Raw genomic sequence first — 18,306 nt, forward strand, 5'->3', positions numbered from 1 at the left:
GGCGTCCCTCACCGCTTCAGATGGGAGACGACACTACCACCACTTTTCCGGCTGGAACGTACCCGCAGCCTGTTCGATGACATGGGCGGTCTGGAACAAGGTTTCCTCGTCGAACGGCCGGCCGATGAGCTGCAGGCCGAGCGGCAGGCCCTTGGCGTCGAGCCCTGCGGGCACGGCGATGCCCGGCAGTCCGGCCATGTTGACGGTCACCGTGAAGATGTCGTTGAGGTACATCTTGACCGGGTCGGCGGCCATGTCCTCGTCGGCGATGCCGAAGGCCGCCGACGGCGTCGCCGGCGTCAGGATGACGTCGACGCCGGCAGTGAATGCGTTTTCGAAATCCCGCTTGATGAGGTTGCGCACCTTCTGCGCCTGCAGATAGTAGGCGTCGTAGTAGCCGGCGGAGAGCACATAGGTGCCGATCATGATGCGGCGCTTGACCTCGCGGCCGAAGCCGGCGGCGCGGGTCTTCTCGTACATGTCGACGATGTCCTTGCCCGGTACGCGCAACCCGTAGCGGACGCCGTCATAGCGGGCTAGGTTCGACGAGGCTTCGGCGGGCGCGACGATGTAATAGGCCGGCAGCGCATATTTGGTATGCGGAAGCGAAATGTCGACGATCTCGGCGCCGGCATGTTTCAGCCAGGCAATGCCCTTCTGCCACAGCGCCTCGATCTCGTCGGGCATGCCGTCGACGCGGTATTCCCTCGGGATGCCGACCTTCATGCCCTTGATCGGCTTGCCGATCGCCGCCTCGTAATCCGGCACCGGGCGGTCGACCGAGGTGGTGTCCTTCGGATCGACCGAGGCCATGGATTTCAAGAGAATCGCGGCGTCACGCACGTCGCGGGCGATCGGACCGGCCTGGTCGAGCGACGAAGCGAAGGCGACGATGCCCCAGCGCGAGCAGCGGCCGTAGGTCGGCTTGATGCCGACCGTGCCGGTGAAGGCGGCGGGCTGGCGGATCGAGCCGCCGGTGTCGGTGGCGGTGGCGCCGGCACACAGGAACGCCGAAACGGCGGAGGCCGAGCCACCCGACGAGCCGCCCGGCACCAGCTGGGCGTTATCCAGCGTGCGCGCGGTTCTGGTGCCGCCGGCCGAGACAAAGCCGCCATCGCCCTGGTGCGTAGTCGGCATCACCATCGTGTCGACGCGCGAACGCCGCCATGGACTGACGACTGGGCCGTAGTAGGAGCTCTCATTGGACGAGCCCATGGCGAACTCGTCCATGTTGAGCTTGCCGAGCATGATGGCGCCGTCGGCCCACAGATTGGCGGTGACGGTCGATTCGTAGTGGGGCTTGAAGCCGTCCAGCACATGGCTGCAGGCCTGGGTGTGGATGCCTTCGGTGCCGAACAGGTCCTTGATGCCGAGCGGAATGCCTTCGAGCGACCCGCCCTCGCCCTTCGCAAGCTTTGCGTCCGAGGCCTTGGCCATGTCGCGCGCCTTGTCGTCGGTTACGACGACATAGGCATTGAGCGCCGGATTGGCCCGCTCGATTGCCTGGAGATAGGCTTCGGTGATCTCGGTTGCGGTGATTTCCCTGGCGCGCAGTTTGGCGCGGGCCTGCGAAATCGTCAGGTGGGTCAGGTCGCTCATCAGGCAAGGCTCTTTTCGTAAAACACCGACCACCCGGAATCGGGATAGTCCAGCACCGGGCCGCAGCGCGAAAATCCGGCGCGTTCATAGACGGTCCACGCAGCCGGATGGCGGTCGCCGGTTTCCAGCACCAGACGCTTCAGTCCTTCATTGCGCGCCAGCGCCTCGATTCGCTGGACGATCCCGGCGCCGATCTTCTGCCCGCGATGCGAAGGCCGCGTGTACATGCGCTTGACCTCGCCGACGGCGCCGTCGTGGCGTTTCAGCGCGCCGCAGCCGATGGCGAGGCCGTTGTCGCGAGCGATGAAGACAGTCGTGTCGTTGTCGGCCATCTGCTCGACGGTCATGTGGGAGCAGTGCTCCGGCGGCGTCAGTTCCAGCAGCGTGTCGTTAAGCTCCTTGACCAGCCCGCGCACGTCGTCCTGCAGCGGCGTTTCGATGGCGATCTCGATTGCCATCGGCCCGCTACTCCACGACCTTCGGAACGAGGAAGAAATTCTCTTCGGTCGCCGGTGCGTTGGCAACGATGTCGGCCGCCTTGCTGCCGTCGGTGACAACGTCCGGGCGCTTCTTCATCTCCATCGGAATGACCGACGTCATCGGCTCGACGCCAGCGACCTCGACCTCGTTCAACTGCTCGACAAAGCCGAGAATGGCGTTCAACTCGCCGGTCATGCGCTCGGCATCCGCCTCGCTCACCGCAATGCGGGCGAGACGCGCGACGCGCTTCACTGTCTGCAGATCAACGGACATATTTGCTTGTGCCTCGGGAAAACCAGTCCGCGCTATAGCGGCGCGGCGCGTGCCACGCAACATGCATCGTGCCGAGAACCGGCCCGGAAGGTCGATGGCAGCGCAACGCCGTCGCAGCGAACAGCAGCGCCTTTGGCATGCTCTACAAGGTGCATAGTCTACTCTACAAGGTGATTGTCCCGCCGATCTCCGGCAACGCCACCTTCACGCCGGAACCCTCCAGCCCCGTGACAAACTTGTCGGCGGTCTGGTCGATGATCGGAAATGTGCCGAAGTGACTGGGAATGACCGTCTCGAACTGAAAGAAGCGCCGGCAGGCAAGGGCTGCCACCGCGCCGCCCATGGTGAAGCGATCGCCGATCGGCACGATGCCGATCTTCGGCTCGTGCAGTTCGTTGATCAGCGCCATGTCGGAAAAGATGTCGGTGTCGCCCATGTGGTAGAGCGTCTTGTCTTCCTGGAAATGCAGGACGAGGCCGCCGGGGTTGCCGAGATAGGTGTTCTGGCCCTTGTCGCCCGAGAACGACGAGGAATGCAGCGCCTGGACAAAGGTGGTGGTGAAGCCGCCGCAATCGATCGTGCCGCCAATATTGCCGGGATTGATCTTCTTGTCGCTGACGCCCTTGCCGACCAGGTACATGCAGACCTCGAAATTGGCGACCAGCATGGCGCCGCTTTTCCCGAGCACTTCGAGCGCACCGCTGATGTGGTCGCTGTGGCCGTGGGTCAACAGAACATGCGTGACCCCATCCGCCGGCTCTTCCCAGCCGCCCGTCCATGACGGATTGCCGATCAGGTAGGGATCGATGAGGATTTTCGCGTCGGCGGTTTCGACGCGAAATGCGGAATGTCCGTACCAGGTCAGTTTCATGAATGCCTTCCTCGATTTTTGCTTCGCCAAAGGATAGAACGCCGGCAGTGAAATTAAAGTCCCACAGCGTCCTTTGCGGCGTATGGTTCGAGGAAAGCCGTTGAGCATCATCACCATCGAGGAGTTGCCGGCGCGGCTCGGCGGCGGCAAGACGCTGGCCGGGCTCGACCTTGGCGACAAGACGATTGGCGTGGCGGTTTCCGACCGGGGCTTTGCCTTCGCCCACCCGCGTCCCGTCATCATGCGCAGGAAATTCTCGCTGGATGCCGCAGTGCTGCTCGCCTTGCTGCAGAAAGAGAATGTCGGGGCCGTGGTGCTCGGCCTGCCGGTCAACATGGACGGGTCGGAAGGCCCGCGCGCCCAGAAATCCCGCGCCTTCGCCCGCAACATGGCTGGTGTGACCGACCTGCCCTTCGTCTTGTGGGACGAGCGGCTGTCGACGGTGGCGGCCGAGCGGACGCTGATCGAGATGGATTTTTCGCGCCGCAAACGCGCCGGCAAGATCGATTCAGCCGCAGCCGCCTTCATTCTGCAGGGCGCGCTCGACCGGCTTCAGGCGCTCGGCGTCGACGCCTGGTCGAAATAGCGGTCGCGCATTACCCTGATCCAGCCACCGATCACCCGGCGGCGGCGAAACGCCCAAAACGCCATCAGCAGCAGGCTGTCGAGGATGCAGGCCTTTGCCACCATGCCAGGAATGAGCGCCGGATCAATGCCAAGCATTTCCCCATAGAGCTGGAAAACCAGGTCATGCAATTGGCGGCTCAGCATGACATAGCCGAAATTGATGTCGTTGAGCGACAGGAAGAACCAGCCCCAGAACAGACCGAGCGGTGCCGCCCATAGCGCGAACAAGGTGCGCATCAGCGGCCATCCCTCAAGTTCGTGTCCGGCCTCAAGTTTGTGTCCGGCCGGCCGGAAATGCGCGAAAGCGCCGAGTTGTGCGCCGCCGCCTTCGCCATCACATGCGCTGCGGCACGGATTTCGCCGGTGCCCGGATCCGCTGCGGCAAAAGCCGACCGCCGCTCTGCGAGCATGGCGACATAGGAAGCCAGCAGTGCCGCCAGCTGCACCGCGACGGCCATGAACAGCCCGTTGATGCCTTGCGCGGCGCCGCCGACCACGATCAGCGACAGCACGCCGGAAGCGGAGATGAAGGCGACCCGCACGACGCTGTCGGTGGCGTCCGGATTTGTCGGGACGCTCAATAGAGTCTCGACAAAAGCCCAGCAGAACAGCACCGCGACGACAAGCAGCACCACGGCAAGCGGCGCCACCACGATGGCATTTTCGAGGTCGACGAAGCGGGTGTTCTGGACGGCAACGCCGAGCACGCCAAGCGCTGCTGCAACACCGCGATTTCCGTCGATGCAGATGAACGCCAGCAGGGCGAAAACGACCGCCCAGTGCAAGGCCAGAAAGGAGCTCAATATGTGCCGCATGGCGTTCCTGCTTCAGTAAACAGGACAGTGGGCTTTGCGGCTTGCGACCGCAATGGAAACCATTTGTTAAGGTTAACGGCTTTCCACAGAGCAGCGATCGACGAGGAAAATCTTTCCTGAATCCTTCTCAGGTGACCGGTGGGTACAGCGTGTCGATGATCATGCGCGCGTCATGGCGTGAATCGAGCATGCCATAGGTGTTGCGCCACTGGCCGGCGAGGCGCGTCTCGACGAAGGCGTCGGCGATCCGCCCTGCCCCCAGCCTGCGAAGCTCCGCCGCCGCCGCCGACAGCGCCAGTTGCTCGGTGAGCAGACGGGCCGAGCCCTCATCGGTTGCCGCGACCTGCATTGCTGCCTTGAGCACACCGACGGTGCCGCGTCCGCCGGCGCCGAGATCGCGATCGATGCCGGCCAGCACCTCCTCGAACAGTCCGGGTGCACGCCCCAGCACGCGCAGCACGTCGAGCGCCATGACATTGCCGGATCCCTCCCAGATCGCGTTGACCGGAGCTTCGCGATAGTAGCGGGCGAGCGGCGCCTCCTCGACATAGCCATTGCCGCCGAGGCACTCCATCGCCTCATAGAGCAGCGGCGGTGCGATCTTGCAGACCCAGTATTTGACGACCGGCGTCATGGCGCGCGCAAAAGCCGCCTCGCCGCGGTCGCCGGCCGCCTCGTCGAACGAGCGCGCTAGTCGGAATGACAGCGCGGTGGCGGCGGCGACGTCGAGCGCCATGTCGGCCAGCACGCGCTGCATCAGCGGCTGCTCGATCAGATTGGTTCCAAACACCTGGCGGTGACGGGTGTGGTGGACGGCTTCGGCCAGCCCGGCTCGCATGATCGCCGACGAGGCGATCGCGCAGTCGAGCCGGGTTAGCGTCACCATATCCATTATCGTCTTGACGCCTGCCCCGGGCTCGCTGACGATCTCGCCGATGGCATTGACGAACTCGACTTCGGACGAGGCGTTGGAGCGGTTGCCAAGCTTGTCCTTCAGCCGCTGGAAGCGGAAGCCGTTGCCCGAGCCATCGCCGAGAATGCGCGGAACGAGAAAGCACGAAAGTCCTTCCGGCGCCTGTCCAAGCACCAGGAATGCATCCGACATCGGCGCCGACATGAACCATTTGTGGCCGGTCAGCCGATAGAAGCTGCTGCCTGCGCGCTCGGCCCTGGTGACGTTGGCGCGGACGTCGGTGCCACCCTGCTTCTCGGTCATGCCCATGCCGAGCGTCAGCCCGGCTTTTTCGACCGGCGGCTTCTGGCTCTGGTCGTATTTGCGTGTCGTCACCCGCGGCGCCCATTCGCGAAACAGTTTTGGGCTTGCCATCAGCGCTGCCAGCGATGCGCTGGTCATGGTGATGGGACAGAGATGCCCGGTTTCGAGTTGGGCGGTCAGGTAGAAACGGGCGGCGCGCACCTGATGGCGGCGGCCGATCTCGGCATCGCCATTTTCCCAGACCGACGAATGCAGCCCGTTCGCCACCGACCGGCGCATCAGCGCATGATAGGCTGGATGGAACTCGACCAGATCGATGCGCCGGCCCTGGCGGTCATGCGTCCTGAGCTTGGGCGTCTCGACATTGGCGAGGCGAGCCAGTTCCTGCGCCTCCTGCGTCAGCACGAAACGGCCAAGCCCATCGATATCCTTGCGCACCGGATCGGAAAAACGCTCGGCAAGCTGGATCAGCAACGGATCGCCTCGCCAGGCGTTGCCGCCTGCCAGCGGCGGCGGCTGGTTCGTCACGTCGTCGGTCACACACTGTCCTTATCATCACAAGGCCACGAATCCGAAGCCATCAGCTAGATATAGCCCAAGCCGCGCAACGAGCGCGACGAAAATACCGGGGAGAAAGGCCGCAATCCAAAGCTGGTGCTTGCAGCCAAAGGTCCTCCACCCTATAGCAGCGCCTTGAGATGACCGACGCTTCGTCCCTGCCACTCTACCCTCACCGCCATCTTCTGGGCATCCGCGATCTTTCCCCCGCCGACATCGAGCTTTTGCTGGACAGGGCGGACCGGTCGGTCGCGATCTCGCGGCAGTCGGAGAAGAAGGCCTCGACGCTGCGTGGCCGCACCCAGATCAACCTGTTCTACGAAGCTTCGACACGGACGCAATCGTCGTTCGAACTGGCCGGAAAACGGCTCGGCGCCGATGTCATGAACATGTCGGTGGCCAGTTCTTCGGTGAAGAAGGGCGAGACGCTGATCGACACGGCGATGACGCTGAACGCCATGCATCCCGACATCCTGATCATCCGCCACCAGTCGGCGGGTGCCGCCGCGCTGCTGGCGCAAAAGGTCGGCTGCTCGGTGATCAATGCCGGCGACGGCGCCCATGAGCACCCGACGCAGGCGCTGCTCGACGCGCTGACCATCCGCCGCGCCAGGGGCCCGCTGTCGAAGCTGATCGTGGCGATCTGCGGCGACATCCTGCATTCGCGCGTGGCGCGTTCCAACATCATGCTGCTCAATGCGCTCGGCGCGCAGGTGCGCGTCGTGGCGCCGTCGACGCTTTTGCCCGCCGGCATCGAGAAAATGGGTGTGATCGTCACCCGTTCGATGGCCGAAGGGCTCAAGGACGCGGATGTGGTGATGATGCTGCGGCTGCAGCGCGAGCGCATGGAAGGCGCCTTCGTGCCTTCGGTGCGTGAGTATTTCCACTATTTCGGCCTCGACGCCGAGAAGCTGAAGGCGGCCAAGGACGGCGCTCTGGTCATGCACCCCGGCCCGATGAACCGCGGCGTCGAGATTGCTTCGGAAATCGCCGACGGTCCGCAGAGCGTCATCCAGGAACAGGTGGAGATGGGTGTTGCCGTGCGCATGGCGGTGATGGAAGCGCTGCTCGATCCCCGCCGCAATTATGAGGGCCGCAATCTTGAGGGCCGCGGCGCATGAGCACAACCGTCTTCAGCCGGGCCCGCATCGTCGATCCGTCGCGCGGCATTGACGAGGTCGGCACCGTCATTGTCGAGGGCCGCAAGATCGTCGCCGCCGGCAAGGCGGCCTTGAACCAGGGCGCTGCGCAAGATGCTAACGTCATCGACTGCGCCGGCAAGGCAATTATTCCCGGCCTGATCGATGCGCGCGTCTTCATCGGCGAACCGGGCGGCGAGCACCGCGAGACCATCGCTTCGGCCAGCGTGGCGGCGGCGGCCGGTGGCGTCACTTCCATCGTCATGATGCCCGACACCGACCCGGTGATCGACAATGTCGCGCTGGTCGAATTCGTGCTGCGCACCGCCAAGGACACTGCCGTCGTCAATATCTTTCCGGCGGCGGCGATCACCAAGAGGCTCGAAGGCCGCGAGATGACCGAATTCGGCCTGCTGCGCGAGGCCGGCGCGATCGCCTTCACTGACGGCCGGCACACCATTTCAAGCGCACTGGTGATGCGCCGTGCGCTGACCTATGCGCGCGATTTCGGCGGCGTGATCGCGCATGAAACCCAGGACGCCGACCTCGCTTCGTCAGGCGTCATGAACGAAGGCCTCTATGCCAGCTGGCTCGGCCTTGCCGGCATTCCGCGCGAAGCCGAGTCCATTCCGCTGGAGCGCGATCTTGCGCTGGCGCGGCTGACTGGCGGCGCCTATCACGCGGCCAAGATTTCGACTGCGATGGCGGCAAACGCGGTAACGAGGGCCAAGGCCGACGGCGCCAAAGTCACAGCAGGCGTCTCGATCCACAATCTGTCGCTCAACGAGAACGATGTCGGCGAATACCGCACCTTCTTCCGGCTGACGCCGCCGCTGCGCGCCGAGGAGGACCGGCTGGCGATGATCGAGGCGGTCAAGGACGGCACGATCGACATCATCGTATCCTCGCACGACCCGCAGGACGTCGACACCAAGCGGCTGCCTTTCGCCGACGCCGCGGCCGGTGCCATCGGACTGGAAACGCTGCTCGGCGCGGCGCTGCGGCTCTACCACAATGGCGATATGACGCTGCTCAGGTTGGTTGAGACGTTGTCCACTGCGCCGGCAAGACTGTTCGGCCTGCCCGGCGGCACGCTGAAGCCGGGTGCGGTCGCCGACCTTGCGCTGGTCGATCTCGACGAGCCATGGATCGTCAGCGAAAGCGGCATCCGTTCGCGCTCGAAAAACACCTGTTTCGAAGGCGCGCGGCTGCAGGGCAAGGTCTTGCAAACGATGGTGGCGGGCCGCACAGTGTTTTCGGCCTAATGCATGTCGCGCAAAAGCATGCCCTCGGGCCTGACCCGAGGGTGCGCAGCGGTTTTGCGATAACGACATGCATAAAACAGCAACCTAAAGCGCGTCGCATCAGGCCGGTCAAACGCGACGCGCTTTAGGGCATATCCGGGGGAACAATGGCTTACGGCATCGTCTTGGCGCTGGTGTTCGGCTATCTGCTCGGCTCGATCCCGTTCGGCCTCCTGATCACCCGTGCCGCCGGCCTTGGCGACGTCCGCAACATCGGCTCCGGCAATATCGGCGCCACCAATGTGCTGCGCACCGGCAACAAGGGCCTGGCTGCCGCCACGCTGCTGCTCGACGCGCTGAAAGGCACGGCGGCGGTGCTGATCGCCGGTTACTTTGCCCCGGAGCTCGGGCTCTGGGCCGGCTTAGGCGCCTTCTTCGGCCATCTCTTCCCGGTCTGGCTCGGTTTCAAGGGCGGCAAGGGGGTCGCCACCTATCTCGGCGTGCTGATCGCTCTTGGCTGGCAGGTGGCGCTGATCTTTGCCGTCGTCTGGCTGGCCATGGCTTTCCTGTTCCGCTATTCCTCGCTGGCGGCGCTGACGGCAGCAATCGTCGTGCCGATCGCGCTCTATGTCCTCAGCACGCCCGAGATTGCCGGGCTGTTCGCGCTGATGAGCCTGATCGTCATCATAAAACACCGGGCCAACATTACCCGGCTGCTGGCCGGCACCGAGAACAAGATCGGAGCCAGGGAGTGAGCCAGCGCGCCGCCGGGACGCGGCTCAGCGACCGGCAGCGGTTGAGCTGGCTTCGTTTGATCCGCACGCCGAATGTCGGTGCGGCCACCTTTCGCGACCTGATCAACCGCTTCGGCTCGGCCGAGACGGCGCTCGAGATGCTGCCCGAGCTGATGGTTTCGGGCGGCGCCAGAAAGGCCGTCCGCATCCCGACGGTGGCCGAGGCCGAGGCGGAACTGGAGACCGCACGGCGCGCCGGCGCCCGCTTCGTCGGCATTGGCGAGGCCGACTATCCGCCGCTGATGAAAAGCATGGACCATCCGCCGCCGCTGCTCGCGGTCAAGGGCGAAGGCGCGGTGTTCCGGCTGCCGGCGGTCGCCATAGTCGGCGCCCGCAACGCCTCGCTGGCCGGCATCAAGATGGCGCGGACGCTCGCCGCCGAACTCGGCCGCGACGGCTTCGGCATCGTCTCCGGCCTGGCGCGCGGCATCGACACGGCAGCACATCAGGGCAGCCTTGCGTCAGGCACGATCGGTGTGCTGGCCGGCGGCCTCGACCTGCCCTACCCGCCCGAGAATGCCGCATTGTGCAACGAGATTGCCGAGCGCGGCGGTGCCATCATTTCAGAGATGCCGTTCGGCTGGCAGCCGCGCGCCCAGGATTTTCCACGCCGCAACCGCCTTGTCGCCGGTGCGGCATTGGGGCTGGTCGTGGTCGAGGCGGCGCTGCGCTCCGGCTCGCTGATCAGCGCCAGGCTTGCCGGCGAGATGGGCCGGCTGGTCTTCGCCGTCCCCGGCTCGCCGCTCGATCCGCGCGCCGCCGGCGCCAACGCCTTGCTCAAGGACGGCGCCACCCTGGTCACCGAAGCAGCGGACATTACCGGTGCGATCGCGCCGCTGGTCGGCAAACTGGCGCCAAGGACGCCGCTGCTCGAAGAGCCGCCCGACTTTTCGGCCACACCGCCACCCGGCGAAGACGACCGCGCCGGCGTCATCGAAGCGCTCGGCCCAACGCCGGTGGCGGTCGACGAAATCATCCGCCACACCGGCCTGCATCCCGCCCAGGTTTTCATGGTGCTGCTGGAACTCGACCTAGCCGGCCGGCTGGAGCGCCACGCCGGCGGCAATGTCTCGCTGGTGTGATCGAGGCGATTCTTGAGAGAAACTGGCTCGACGCCGCTGGAAAACCCAAGGCGTCATGAAGCATCTCGCTTTAGACTGGGAACAGGAACGCTAACCTGTTGATTTTCAGGGAAAAAATGGTGAGCGCGCAGGGATTCGAACCCTGGACCTACTGATTAAAAGTCAGTTGCTCTACCGGCTGAGCTACGCGCTCCCGCGGGCTCAGGATGCCGCCCTCGAAATTGCGCGGAACATAGGGAGAGTGTCTCGAACGGTCAACCGGAAAAAGAGGCCTCGCGAGCCGGACTTTTCGCGGTCTGCTGACGCCTCGCAAACCGTCTCGACAAGACCGGAGTGGCTGTCTCGCACAAAAGCCGAGACGCATTACGAATCAGTAGCTTGCTATTCTTCGCGGAACAATTGCGCAACCTGCCCGTTTTTATCGCTACAAGGGACGACGCTATCAAGGAGAAGGCCATGAACAGGATCATGTCGGGCTTGCTGGCGACCGTGCTGTCAGCATCATTCGCTGTAGCGCAGATCGTGCCCGTCAACGCCCAGCCCATCTACGTGCCGCTGGGTCAGAACGTCTCGTCGGATGTCCAGACAATTCAGGATGAACGGCGGAGGTGGAGGAACCGGGATTTCTCGCGTCGCGATTTTTCCCGCCGCGATTTTCGTCGTTTCGCCGGTAACGACGATTTCAGGTACTATCGCGGCTATCGCGGCTATCGCTATTATCGTCCTGGCTATCGTCGCTACAACGACTACTGGTTCCCGCTGGCGGCCTTCGCTACCGGCGCGCTGATCACCGGCGCGATCAACAACCAGAGCCGCCGCATCTATCGCGGCGATGCGCACGTGGAGTGGTGCTACAGCCGCTACAGATCTTACCGGGCCTACGACAACACGTTTAAGCCTTACTACGGCCCCCGCCGGCAGTGCATCTCGCCCTATTGATAAGCCAGGGGCAGAGTTGAATAAAGCTTGTTGAAAAGCCTGCGCCGGCAACGGCGCAGGCTTTTCTTTTCGGAGCGCGAATCTACAGCGTGCTCAGTGTCCGTCGCACAGCATGGCGCCAACCCGCCAGCTTTGCGGAACGGACCGATGCATCCATGTCCGGTCGAAACCGTCGCTCCAGCGCCCAGCTCCTGGCGAATTCCCTTGTCTTCGGCCAGACGCCGGCCTTCGAGCCGGCCAGCCATGCCGCGCCGAGCGCCGTCGTCTCCAGGATGGTCGGGCGGTCGACCGGTGCATCGAGGATGTCGGCAAGCCGCTGCATCGTCCAGTCCGACGCCACCATGCCGCCATCGACCCTGAGAACGGTCTTCGCTGACGCGCTCTTCCAGTCCCTGCGCATCGCGTCGAGCAGGTCGCGCGTCTGGAACGCGACGGACTCGAGTGCGGCACGGGCAAATTCCGCCGGGCCCGAATTGCGGGTCAGCCCGAAGATGGCGCCGCGCGCCTCGGCGTCCCAGTGCGGCGCGCCAAGCCCGACGAAAGCCGGCACCAGGTAGACTTGTTGGGTCGGGTCGGCGCTCGCCGCCAGCACGCCGCTCTGCTCGGCCTTGCCGATCACCTTGATGCCGTCGCGCAGCCATTGCACGGCAGCACCTGCGATGAAGATCGACCCTTCCAGCGCATAGGTGGTCTTGCCGTTCAGCCTGTAGGCAATGGTCGTCAACAGACGGTTCTTCGAGCGCACCAGATCGCTGCCGGTGTTGAGCAGCGCGAAGCAGCCGGTGCCATAGGTCGATTTCATCATGCCCGGCTCGAAACAGGCCTGGCCGATGGTCGCCGCGTGCTGGTCGCCAGCCACACCGAGGATCTTTATCTCTGCGCCGAACAGGCTTTTCTCTGTGATTCCATAGTCGTCGGCGCAATCCTTCACCTGCGGCAGCATTCTTGCCGGTATACCAAGAATGGCTAGGAGCTCGTCGTCCCATCCATTCTTTTCGATGTTGTAGACCAGCGTGCGCGAGGCGTTGGTGGCATCGGTGGCGTGAACCTTGCCGCCGGTCAGCCGCCAGATCAGAAAGCTGTCGATGGTGCCGGCCAGCAATTCGCCGTTCTCGGCGCGTTTTCTGGCGCCCTTCACCTTGTCCAGCATCCAGGCGATCTTGGTGCCGGAGAAATAGGGATCGAGCAGCAGGCCGGTCTTCCTGGTGAACTTCTTCTCCAACCCCTGCTTCTTCAATTGCTGGCACAGCGGCGCGGTGCGGCGGTCCTGCCAGACGATCGCGTTATGGATCGGCCTGCCGGTCGCCCTGTCCCAGATGACGACGGTCTCGCGCTGGTTGGTGATTCCGATGGCCGCGACATCCGACGCATCGCGGCCGGCGCTCTTCAGCGCAGCCTTCGCCGTCGCCACGACACTCGACCAGATTTCCTCCGGATCATGCTCTACCCAGCCGGAGGCCGGATAATGCTGGGTAAACTCTTTCTGTCCGCTGCCCACGACCTTCATCTCACCGTCGAACAGGATCGCCCGGCTCGACGTCGTCCCCTGGTCGAATGCTAGGATGTATCCGGTCATGCTGTCTCCCCCATCATTCGCAAAGAAGGGAGACGGCTCGCGCCGCCTCCCTGTAGCCTCTTTCCGCTTTCGCGGTTCGGCAAGCCTACTGGGTGGTCCAGCGCTTGATCAGTTCCTCATAGACGATGGTCTCGCCTTTCGGCTTCTCGTTCTCGAGTTTGGCCTTAGGACCGTTCGGCTTGCCCAACCATTCGGTCGGATCTTTCGGCTCGTTGAGTCGCGGACCACAGCCGCCATAGACCTTAGCGGACTCGTCGGCGGCCTGCATGCGGGCCATCGTGATGTCCATTTCCTCAGCGAGGCGGTCCATCGCCTGCTGCGGCGTAAACGCCCCGGAGTTCACGTCGCCGATCTGCTGCCACCAGATCTGGGCGAGCTTCGGGTAGTCGGGCACGTTGATGCCGGTCGGCGACCAGGCGACCCGGTCTGGAGAGCGGTAGAACTCCACCCAGCCGCCGAGTTTGGGCGCACGGTCGGTAAACGACTGATGCCGAATGTCGGAATCGCGGATCAGAGTGAGCCCGACATGTGACTTCTTCAAAGACACGGTCTTCGACACGACGAACTGCGCATAAAGCCAGGCGGCCTTAGCACGATCGGCCGGGGTCGATTTCAGGATCGTCCAAGAGCCCACGTCCTGATAGCCGATCTTCTGCCCTTCCTTCCAGTACGGGCCGTGCGGCGACGGGGCCATGCGCCACAACAAATTGCCCTGATCATCGACCGTGTTGTTGCCTTCCGACTTGGGCTTCACCATGTCGGCGAGGAAAGCCGTGTACCAGAAGATCTGCTGGGCCACGTTGCCTTGGCTCAGCGCGGGCAGCGACTGGTAGAAATCGTAGCTCGCTGCTCCGGGAGGTGCAAAGTTACGCAGCCACTCGTCCCACTTTGCGATGGCATAGACCGACGCCGGACCATTCGCCTCGCCACCGCGCGACACGCTCGCGCCGACCGGATTGCAGGTGCCCGCCTCCATGCGGATGCCCCATTCGTCGATCGGGATGCCATTCGGCTCGCCAGGGCTGCCGGTGCCGGCCATGGACAGCCACGCGTCAGTCATGCGCCAACCGAGATCGGGTGCGCGCTTGCCGTAGTCCATGTGTCCGAAGACCTGCACGCCGTCGATTTCCTTCACATCCTTGGAGAAGAATTCGGCGATATCCTCGTAGGCGGACCAGTTCACCGGGACGCCGAGATCGTAGCCATACTTGGCCTTGAACTTTTCCTTGAGTTCCGGCTTGTCGAACCAATCCTTGCGGAACCAGTAGAGGTTGGCGAACTGCTGGTCCGGGAGCTGGTAGAGCTTGCCGTCCGGGCCGGTCGTGAACTTGATGCCAATGAAGTCTTCGAGATCGAGCGTCGGAAGGGTGACGTCCTTGCCTTCGCCGGCCATGAAATCGGTGAGATTCACGGCAAGCTGCAGCCGCGAATGGGTGCCGATCAGATCGCTGTCGTTGACATAAGCATCATAAAGGTTGCGGTTGGTCTGCATCTGGGTCTGGACGGCCTGGACGACTTCGCCCTCGCCGAGGATCTGGTGGTTGACCTTGATGCCCGTGATCGCCTCGAACGCCTTGGTGAGCACGGTCGATTCATAGGTGTGTGTCGGGATACCTTCCGACAGCACGTTGACTTCCATGCCGGCGAAGGGTTTCGCGGCATCGACAAACCATTGCATTTCGGCTTCCTGAGCCGAGCGATCAAGGGTCGAAAGACCATCGATTTCCGTGTCAAGGAATGTCTTGGCTTCGTCCATGCCTGCGTAGGCCTGACTGGCCCCGAGCAGCAGGATTAGTGCCGTTGTCGATGTTAGTAAGTGACGTCGCATGAGGTTCCTCCCATTTCGGTTTCAAGTGCAATCGGAGCGGTCGTTGTGCGGCCGCTCCAACAGTTTCTCCCCCTAGACGAACCGAAAAACGCCGATGGCGTAGACGATCGAGAGGGCGAGTGCCCACCACAGGTTGGGTCCGACAAGACCCAGCCAAGCGAGATGGATATAGGCGCTGCCTAGCAGCGAAATGAACAGTCGGTCGCCACGCGTAGTGTCGAGGCCGAGAATGCCATGGCGCGGCGCTCCGCCAGGACTGGCCCACTCCCACACGGTCATCCCGACCAGAAGAAGCAGGATCACGCCGAAGAAGGTGGCGGTCTGCCAAGTCCAGGCCATCCATGACAGATCCATCGTCTTTACTCCTTCCCTGCGCCGCCGCTAGACGCGGCCGAGCGCAAATCCCTTGGCGATATAGTTCCGGACGAACCAGATGACGATCGCGCCCGGGACGATGGTGAGCACGCCGGCGGCCGCCAGCAATCCAAGTTCGTAGCCCGATGTGCTCGCCGTCCGGGTCATCACGGCGGCGATCGGCTTCGCGGCGACAGACGTCAGCGTCTTGGCGAGCAACAGCTCGACCCAAGAGAACATGAAGCAGAAGAACGCCGTGACACCGATGCCGGAAGCGATCAGCGGCATGAATATCTTCACGAAGAACCGCGGCCAGGAATAGCCGTCTATGAAGGCCGTCTCGTCGATCTCCTTCGGCACGCCGGACATGAAGCCTTCGAGAATCCACACTGCGAGCGGTATGTTGAACAGGCAGTGCGCCAGCGCAACGGCCCAGGGCGTGTCGAAGAGATTGATGGCCGAGTAGAGCTGGTAAAACGGCAGCGCGAAAACCGCCGGTGGCGCCATGCGGTTGGTCAGCAGCCAGAAGAACAGGTGCTTGTCCCCAAGGAAGCGGTAGCGCGAGAAGGCATAGGCGGCGGGCAGCGCCACGCTGACCGAAATCGCAGTGTTGATAAATACATAGCTGATAGAGCTGATGTAGCCATTGTACCAAACGGGGTTGGTGAGGATCTCGACATAGCTCGCCACCGTGAAACTGCGGGGCCACAATGAAAAGCCGCCGAGGATTTCGTTCGTCGTCTTGAACGACATGTTGAGCAGCCAGTAGATCGGCAGCATCAGGAAGATGATGTAGACCGTCGGCACGAGCCAAAGGAAGCGCGCCTCCCGGCCGCGTCCGCTCATTACGCTCGTCGAATGGAGACCCGCCGCATTCGACGCCGGTGGCGGCGTTGTCTGCTCTCGCATCAAAACGTCGCCCCTTTTATCCCCAAGGCCTTCCTTCACTGATGTCATCTCAGCCCTCCGCTTCGGATTGGGTCATCAGGGTGTAGAAGAGCCACGACACCAGCAGCGTCATCAGGAAGTAGATGATGCTCATGGCCGCCGCGATTCCGAGGTTGAATTCGCCGAGCGCTGCCTTGACAAGATCGATCGACAGGAAGGTCGTGGCATTGCCCGGTCCCCCGCCTGTTAGAACGAACGGTTCAGTGTAGACCATGAAGGAATCCATGAACCGCAGCAGCATGGCAATGGTCAGCACTCGCTTCATCTTGGGCAGCTGGATAAAGCGGAACACCGACCAACGTGATGCACCGTCAATCTTTGCAGCCTGATAGTAGGCGTCGGGTATCGAGACGAGGCCTGCATAGGCAAGCAGCACCACCAGCGAGGTCCAATGCCATACGTCCATCAGGACGACGGTGAACCACGCCGCCAGCGGCTGGCTGGTAAAATTGTAGCTGATGCCCATCGCGTTGATAACATAGCCGAGCAGCCCGATGTCCGGCAGCGCAAAGATGTTCCACATGGCGCCGACGACGTTCCATGGGATCAGCAACGGCAGCGACATCAACACCAGGCAGACCGCGACCCATGGGCCGGAACGCGGCATGGCAAGCGCCACCGCCACGCCTAGCGGCACCTCGATCAGCAGGATTAACCCAGTGAAGGCGAACTGGCGCAGGAGCGATGCGTGGAAGCGCGGCGAATTAAGCACTTCCTGGAACCACTTAACGCCTTCAAAGAAGAACAGGTTGTTTCCGAACGTCTCCTGAACTGAATAGTTGACCACCGTCATCAGCGGGATGATTGCGTTGAACGCCACCAGCACCAGCACCGGCAGCACCATGAACCACGCCTTGTTGTTCCAGGTCTTATCCATGGAGTTCAGCCTCCCATCTCGACGCGCCAGGAATCGGCATAGATGTTGATGCCGGCCGGGTCGAAAGCGATCTTCGGATCGGCGGGAATGTCCTCGTCCTCGCCGATGATCGCCGCGATGTCGCGGCCTTCGAAACTGGCGCGCACCACCTTGTGGCGGCCGATATCCTCGACCTTGCGGATTGAAACCGGCATGCCGCTGGCGCCAAGCCTGACATATTCGGGGCGGATGCCGAGTTCGATCGCACCGGTGATCCCGGCCTTGGGCGCGCCCGGCAATTCGATCGTCTGGCTGCCGAGCCGCGCGCTCCTGCCTTCGACCGCGACCGGCATGACGTTCATGCCCGGCGAGCCGATGAAATAGCCGACGAATGTATGCTTGGGGCGCTCGAACAGTTCGGCTGGCGAGCCGATTTGAACGATCTCGCCCTCATACATGACGACGACGTTTTCGGCGAAGGTGAGCGCCTCGGTCTGGTCGTGCGTGACATAGACCATGGTGAAGCCGAAGCGCCTGTGCAACTGCTTCAACTGCGAACGCAGCACCCATTTCATATGCGGGTCGATGACGGTCAGCGGCTCGTCGAACAGGATCGCGTTGACATCGGAGCGCACCAGCCCGCGTCCGAGCGAGATCTTCTGCTTCTGGTCGGCGGTCAGCCCCCTCGCCTTTCGCTTGGCCATGTCGGCCAGACCGGTCATGTCAAGGGTTTCACGCACCTTGCGGTCGACGTCGGGTTCCGCAACGCCGCGGTTGCGCAGCGGGAAGGCCAGATTGTCGTAGACGGTCATGGTGTCGTAGATGACCGGAAACTGGAACACCTGAGCTATGTTGCGCTCCTGCGTCGACAGATTGGTGACGTCCTTGCCGTCGAACAGAAGCTCGCCGTGCGACGGATACAACAGGCCGGAAATGATGTTGAGCAGCGTGGTCTTGCCGCAGCCCGACGGCCCCAGCAGCGCATAGGCGCCGCCGTCCTCGAAGGCGTGATGCACCTCCTTCAGCGCATAGTCCTTGTCCGACTTCGGATGCGGCCCGTAGGCGTGGCGGATGTGATTGCAGTCGATGCGCGCCATGTGCCCTCCT

General features: G+C 63.2%; 19 protein-coding genes and 1 tRNA gene. 6 read left to right on the plus strand and 14 right to left on the minus strand.

Going from position 1 to position 18,306, the window contains the following annotated elements; all coding sequences use genetic code 11:
* Positions 1-33: 33 nt before the first annotated feature.
* The 4 genes from AC0L15_RS17905 to AC0L15_RS17920 all read right to left on the minus strand — a co-directional run bounded on the left by AC0L15_RS17905 (position 34) and on the right by AC0L15_RS17920 (position 3,223).
* Positions 34-1,599 carry an amidase gene (locus AC0L15_RS17905; RefSeq protein ID WP_287247751.1) on the minus strand — a complete coding sequence of 522 codons (1,566 nt, stop codon included), beginning with the start codon at positions 1,597-1,599 and terminating at the stop codon, positions 34-36.
* Entirely contained in the window at positions 1,599-2,057 is a 459-nt protein-coding gene (locus tag AC0L15_RS17910) for a GNAT family N-acetyltransferase (RefSeq protein WP_287247753.1), read from the minus strand. The genes AC0L15_RS17905 and AC0L15_RS17910 overlap by 1 nt, the downstream gene beginning before the upstream one ends.
* 7 nt (positions 2,058-2,064) lie before the next feature.
* Entirely contained in the window at positions 2,065-2,352 is a 288-nt protein-coding gene (gene gatC / locus AC0L15_RS17915; RefSeq protein WP_023801200.1) for an Asp-tRNA(Asn)/Glu-tRNA(Gln) amidotransferase subunit GatC, read from the minus strand.
* 163 nt (positions 2,353-2,515) lie between these two features.
* Positions 2,516-3,223, minus strand: coding sequence for a metal-dependent hydrolase (locus AC0L15_RS17920; RefSeq protein ID WP_287247754.1), 708 nt, complete (start codon positions 3,221-3,223; stop codon positions 2,516-2,518).
* Between the two features lie 100 nt (positions 3,224-3,323).
* On the opposite strand from AC0L15_RS17920, the gene ruvX reads away from it, so the two are divergent.
* A complete protein-coding gene (ruvX, locus tag AC0L15_RS17925; RefSeq protein WP_023801197.1) occupies positions 3,324-3,809 on the plus strand; it encodes a Holliday junction resolvase RuvX in 486 nt (161 codons plus the stop codon).
* On the opposite strand, the gene AC0L15_RS17930 is transcribed toward ruvX, so the two are convergent.
* From AC0L15_RS17930 to AC0L15_RS17940, 3 genes are all read right to left on the minus strand, one after another.
* Positions 3,776-4,087 carry a DUF6105 family protein gene (locus AC0L15_RS17930; protein WP_287247755.1) on the minus strand — a complete coding sequence of 104 codons (312 nt, stop codon included), beginning with the start codon at positions 4,085-4,087 and terminating at the stop codon, positions 3,776-3,778. The two genes, ruvX and AC0L15_RS17930, sit on opposite strands and share 34 nt — an antisense overlap.
* Positions 4,087-4,665 carry a hypothetical protein gene (locus tag AC0L15_RS17935; protein ID WP_473496673.1) on the minus strand — a complete coding sequence of 193 codons (579 nt, stop codon included), beginning with the start codon at positions 4,663-4,665 and terminating at the stop codon, positions 4,087-4,089. The genes AC0L15_RS17930 and AC0L15_RS17935 overlap by 1 nt, the downstream gene beginning before the upstream one ends.
* 127 nt (positions 4,666-4,792) lie before the next feature.
* Entirely contained in the window at positions 4,793-6,421 is a 1,629-nt protein-coding gene (locus tag AC0L15_RS17940) for a DNA alkylation response protein (RefSeq protein WP_287247757.1), read from the minus strand.
* 158 nt (positions 6,422-6,579) lie between these two features.
* Between AC0L15_RS17940 and AC0L15_RS17945 the strand changes: the two genes are divergently transcribed.
* The 4 genes from AC0L15_RS17945 to dprA all read left to right on the plus strand — a co-directional run bounded on the left by AC0L15_RS17945 (position 6,580) and on the right by dprA (position 10,698).
* Positions 6,580-7,560, plus strand: coding sequence for an aspartate carbamoyltransferase catalytic subunit (locus AC0L15_RS17945; RefSeq protein WP_023801193.1), 981 nt, complete (start codon positions 6,580-6,582; stop codon positions 7,558-7,560).
* Positions 7,557-8,843, plus strand: a complete 1,287-nt coding sequence (locus AC0L15_RS17950; protein WP_287247758.1) for a dihydroorotase — start codon at positions 7,557-7,559, stop codon at positions 8,841-8,843. Before AC0L15_RS17945 ends, AC0L15_RS17950 begins: the two co-directional genes overlap by 4 nt.
* 146 nt (positions 8,844-8,989) lie before the next feature.
* Positions 8,990-9,577 carry a glycerol-3-phosphate 1-O-acyltransferase PlsY gene (plsY, locus tag AC0L15_RS17955; RefSeq protein WP_128172394.1) on the plus strand — a complete coding sequence of 196 codons (588 nt, stop codon included), beginning with the start codon at positions 8,990-8,992 and terminating at the stop codon, positions 9,575-9,577.
* Positions 9,574-10,698: a DNA-processing protein DprA gene (dprA, locus tag AC0L15_RS17960; RefSeq protein WP_287247760.1), complete on the plus strand. Its 1,125-nt coding sequence runs from the start codon at positions 9,574-9,576 to the stop codon at positions 10,696-10,698. Before plsY ends, dprA begins: the two co-directional genes overlap by 4 nt.
* A gap of 117 nt (positions 10,699-10,815) precedes the next feature.
* Here the strand turns inward: dprA and AC0L15_RS17965 are convergent.
* A tRNA-Lys gene (locus AC0L15_RS17965) sits at positions 10,816-10,891 on the minus strand.
* Between the two features lie 263 nt (positions 10,892-11,154).
* On the opposite strand from AC0L15_RS17965, the gene AC0L15_RS17970 reads away from it, so the two are divergent.
* Positions 11,155-11,637 carry a BA14K family protein gene (locus tag AC0L15_RS17970; RefSeq protein WP_287247762.1) on the plus strand — a complete coding sequence of 161 codons (483 nt, stop codon included), beginning with the start codon at positions 11,155-11,157 and terminating at the stop codon, positions 11,635-11,637.
* 82 nt (positions 11,638-11,719) lie between these two features.
* Here the strand turns inward: AC0L15_RS17970 and glpK are convergent, their stop codons facing one another.
* From glpK to AC0L15_RS18000, 6 genes are all read right to left on the minus strand, one after another.
* Complete coding sequence (gene glpK, locus AC0L15_RS17975; RefSeq protein WP_287247763.1) at positions 11,720-13,213, minus strand: glycerol kinase GlpK; 1,494 nt, start codon at positions 13,211-13,213, stop codon at positions 11,720-11,722.
* 85 nt (positions 13,214-13,298) lie between these two features.
* Positions 13,299-15,041, minus strand: coding sequence for an ABC transporter substrate-binding protein (locus AC0L15_RS17980; RefSeq protein WP_128244875.1), 1,743 nt, complete (start codon positions 15,039-15,041; stop codon positions 13,299-13,301).
* Between the two features lie 72 nt (positions 15,042-15,113).
* Positions 15,114-15,395: a DUF2160 domain-containing protein gene (locus tag AC0L15_RS17985; protein ID WP_027151937.1), complete on the minus strand. Its 282-nt coding sequence runs from the start codon at positions 15,393-15,395 to the stop codon at positions 15,114-15,116.
* Positions 15,396-15,422: 27 nt separating this feature from the next.
* Complete coding sequence (locus tag AC0L15_RS17990; protein WP_065007668.1) at positions 15,423-16,241, minus strand: carbohydrate ABC transporter permease; 819 nt, start codon at positions 16,239-16,241, stop codon at positions 15,423-15,425.
* A gap of 112 nt (positions 16,242-16,353) precedes the next feature.
* Positions 16,354-17,220 (minus strand): carbohydrate ABC transporter permease, encoded by an 867-nt coding sequence (locus AC0L15_RS17995; protein WP_027151935.1) that lies wholly within the window; start codon positions 17,218-17,220, stop codon positions 16,354-16,356.
* Positions 17,221-17,225: 5 nt separating this feature from the next.
* Positions 17,226-18,296, minus strand: a complete 1,071-nt coding sequence (locus tag AC0L15_RS18000) for an ABC transporter ATP-binding protein (RefSeq protein WP_023801184.1) — start codon at positions 18,294-18,296, stop codon at positions 17,226-17,228.
* Positions 18,297-18,306: the final 10 nt, after the last annotated feature.

This window comes from Mesorhizobium sp. WSM4846, assembly GCF_055811415.1.

Coding starts and splice junctions, on each gene's coding strand:
- AC0L15_RS17985 (WP_027151937.1), bottom strand. CDS start 15,395: ATGGATCTGTCATGGATGGCCTGGACTTGGCAGACCGCCACCTTCTTC.
- AC0L15_RS17920 (WP_287247754.1), bottom strand. CDS start 3,223: ATGAAACTGACCTGGTACGGACATTCCGCATTTCGCGTCGAAACCGCC.
- gatC (WP_023801200.1), bottom strand. CDS start 2,352: ATGTCCGTTGATCTGCAGACAGTGAAGCGCGTCGCGCGTCTCGCCCGC.
- AC0L15_RS17910 (WP_287247753.1), bottom strand. CDS start 2,057: ATGGCAATCGAGATCGCCATCGAAACGCCGCTGCAGGACGACGTGCGC.
- AC0L15_RS17950 (WP_287247758.1), top strand. CDS start 7,557: ATGAGCACAACCGTCTTCAGCCGGGCCCGCATCGTCGATCCGTCGCGC.
- AC0L15_RS17945 (WP_023801193.1), top strand. CDS start 6,580: ATGACCGACGCTTCGTCCCTGCCACTCTACCCTCACCGCCATCTTCTG.
- AC0L15_RS17905 (WP_287247751.1), bottom strand. CDS start 1,599: ATGAGCGACCTGACCCACCTGACGATTTCGCAGGCCCGCGCCAAACTG.
- AC0L15_RS17980 (WP_128244875.1), bottom strand. CDS start 15,041: ATGCGACGTCACTTACTAACATCGACAACGGCACTAATCCTGCTGCTC.
- AC0L15_RS18000 (WP_023801184.1), bottom strand. CDS start 18,296: ATGGCGCGCATCGACTGCAATCACATCCGCCACGCCTACGGGCCGCAT.
- AC0L15_RS17995 (WP_027151935.1), bottom strand. CDS start 17,220: ATGGATAAGACCTGGAACAACAAGGCGTGGTTCATGGTGCTGCCGGTG.
- AC0L15_RS17930 (WP_287247755.1), bottom strand. CDS start 4,087: ATGCGCACCTTGTTCGCGCTATGGGCGGCACCGCTCGGTCTGTTCTGG.
- plsY (WP_128172394.1), top strand. CDS start 8,990: ATGGCTTACGGCATCGTCTTGGCGCTGGTGTTCGGCTATCTGCTCGGC.
- AC0L15_RS17990 (WP_065007668.1), bottom strand. CDS start 16,241: ATGAGCGGACGCGGCCGGGAGGCGCGCTTCCTTTGGCTCGTGCCGACG.
- AC0L15_RS17970 (WP_287247762.1), top strand. CDS start 11,155: ATGAACAGGATCATGTCGGGCTTGCTGGCGACCGTGCTGTCAGCATCA.
- AC0L15_RS17935 (WP_473496673.1), bottom strand. CDS start 4,665: ATGCGGCACATATTGAGCTCCTTTCTGGCCTTGCACTGGGCGGTCGTT.
- glpK (WP_287247763.1), bottom strand. CDS start 13,213: ATGACCGGATACATCCTAGCATTCGACCAGGGGACGACGTCGAGCCGG.